This is a genomic window from Rhodococcus sp. NPDC059968, assembly GCF_042738615.1.
Classification (GTDB): Bacteria; Actinomycetota; Actinomycetes; order Mycobacteriales; family Mycobacteriaceae; genus Rhodococcus_F.
Window position 1 is genome coordinate 1 of record NZ_JBHWUE010000245.1, and the last position, 2,455, is coordinate 2,455.

Sequence of the window (2,455 nt, forward strand, 5' to 3'; positions counted from 1 at the left end):
CAATCATTTTAGTGACTACACCATGGGTGTGTCTCATGCCCCCGCTGCAGCTCAGCCGTAAATACCAGGACAAACCCATCGCAACTTCGGGCTAGCGGGCGAGGTTACAGAGCAGTCTCCGCGGCTATGGGTGGACACATCATTTCTGGAGACGCTTCGCCGCCGGCAACAACCGTTGATACGCCGGCCCGAGCACCCTGGTCACCACATCAACCACCCGAGCATCCGGGCCAACCAACACCCGCGCCTTGCCCCGTTCCACGCCCCGCAGGATCACCCGAGCCGCCTCGCCGGGGCCCGTTCTGGCGACACGGTCCTCGAACGACCGCGCAACCTCGTCACCATCGACGCCCACCGCATGACCGGCCGTGCGAGCGATCGACGTACGGACACCGCCGGGAACGACACACGTCACCTTCACCGGGTGACCACCGACCTGCATCTCCTGGCGCAGCGACTCCGTGAACCCACGCACCGCGAACTTCGCAGCGTTATACGCCGAATACCCCGGCGCCGCCATCAGACCGAACGCCGACGACGTGTTCACCACATGCCCACGATCGGACCGCATCACATACGGCAAAAATGCCTTCGTCCCATACACCACTCCCCAGAAATCGACCGACATCACCCGCTCGAAATCCGCGAACTCCGAATCCACGACATCACCCGCGAACAGGATCCCGGCATTGTTGAACACCGCATCGACCCCGCCGAACCTGTCCCCGACCTCCGCAGCGTGCCCCAACACCGCATCCCTGTCCGACACATCCACCGCGGCGGCGAAAACCGAACCCGATAACGCACCACACAGATCCACCGTTTCCTTCACCGCCGATCCGTCCAGATCCGACAGCGCCAACCGCGCCCCCGCCCGCGCAAGCTGCACAGCAAGCTCACGACCGATCCCGGCACCGGCACCCGTCACCGTAACGACACGACCCCCGAAGTAGCCCAACCAACTTCCCCTCCCACTCATGAACCCCGGTAACAACCCACGATCGACCAGAAGATAAGTATGGGGAAGGCTGTGCATGCACGTCCTCCGAGGCTGGTCCCGGACCGTGGCGCTCGCCCCCGAAGCGCACTGTGATCGTGGGCGATTCGCAGATTGCGGCCTCACCATGCTCGCGGGCCGATCTCACCTCGCGACTAACCAGTGCGCCGGCAAGTGCTGGTGGACGCGGACGATCGTCGAGTCGAATAAGAGCACACTTCGCGCTGTGCGTCGCGTTCGGCGGCTGCCGCGAGCACCGCGGCGAACATTCACGTGAATGACACAGGGCAAGCACATCGGGCGCCACTTCGCGGCGCGGACGTAGCGTCAGCCCCCACCGTCGGTGTGATGGCGGCTACTCTCCCCAGCCGTCGAACAACTCGAGGAATGGGCGCGACGGCTCCATACCCGCCGCGCGCCGCCCGCCGCTTCGCGGCCTGCTCCCGCGCGACACCATTGAGGATCAGACCGGCCACTATCCACCCGGCCGCCCACCACCACGACCCGACCAGGACGCACACCATTCCGGCGACCAACGCCGCCACTTCCAGCCCTCGCATCCAGAAGTCATATCAGCAATCCCCAGCAAACACACGATCCCGGCGCATGACGACACCGATGCTCTGACACAATCGAAAGCACATCGCGCAGAGCAACAAGCGAAACGGGAACGATGACACACCACTGATCACGTCCGCCACCGGCCTCGTCACGGCTACCGGGGTGTACTGCCTCTCCCTGACAGCAACCACATGGTCACCCACCATGTCCGTCATCGGGATCGGTGCATGGGCGGTCAGTGCCACCGCCATCGGCCGCCACCAGCACCGGCGACACCCACCCACCACGGCACGGTGAACACCTCCCTCCGCTGCGACTCCAGCACCCAGTTCAGCGCATAACACTGTGACCGGTTGCGGCGAGGGCTCAGCGGCCCGACCCGGCCGCATCTTCTGCACCAATGAAGAGAGGAATTTGCCCGTGGTGGCATTCGACGAGACCAACCTCAGTATCGAGGCGCCCGAGCGCACCAACGTCTGCGCGATCGTTGCACTGTCCTGCGCCCTGACAGGATTATTCGTCCCGGCGCTGGTATTCGGAGCGATCGGTTACGTCGAGACCGGCGGGCGCGGCCACGAAACCGGCTCCGGTCTGGCCGTTGCCGCACTGATCCTCGGGGCCATCGAACTAATCGTCGCCGTGCTGACCGCGGTCATCGTGCTCGTGACGATGCGTTGAACGGGGCAGTCCAGGCCCGGCATTGTCAGCACCCGACACCCACCCCCGAGGCAGCCGCATACCGTCACGGTCATCGATTCGCGCTGCACGAGCCGCGCGATCCAAGCCGCCGCTTCCCCCTTCGACTGGCTTGCTTTGTGCTTCGGAGGGGGTATGCACGACGCCATCAGACACGCGTCAATGCCTCCCCCATCGTGCGGTTGAGGGTGCCGAGCGAGC

The 2,455-nt window shown here is 64.7% G+C and carries 2 protein-coding genes; one reads left to right on the forward strand and one right to left on the reverse strand.

The genetic code is table 11. The features are described from left to right. Nucleotides 1-139: 139 nt before the first annotated feature. The gene (locus tag ACFWAY_RS53510) at nucleotides 140-979 is read right to left on the reverse strand and encodes an SDR family NAD(P)-dependent oxidoreductase (RefSeq protein ID WP_378516507.1); all 840 of its coding nucleotides are present in this window, start codon (nucleotides 977-979) and stop codon (nucleotides 140-142) included. Between the two features lie 999 nt (nucleotides 980-1,978). Here ACFWAY_RS53510 and ACFWAY_RS53515 point away from each other — a divergent pair. After that, nucleotides 1,979-2,236, forward strand: a complete 258-nt coding sequence (locus ACFWAY_RS53515; protein WP_378516508.1) for a hypothetical protein — start codon at nucleotides 1,979-1,981, stop codon at nucleotides 2,234-2,236. Nucleotides 2,237-2,455 lie beyond the last annotated feature (219 nt).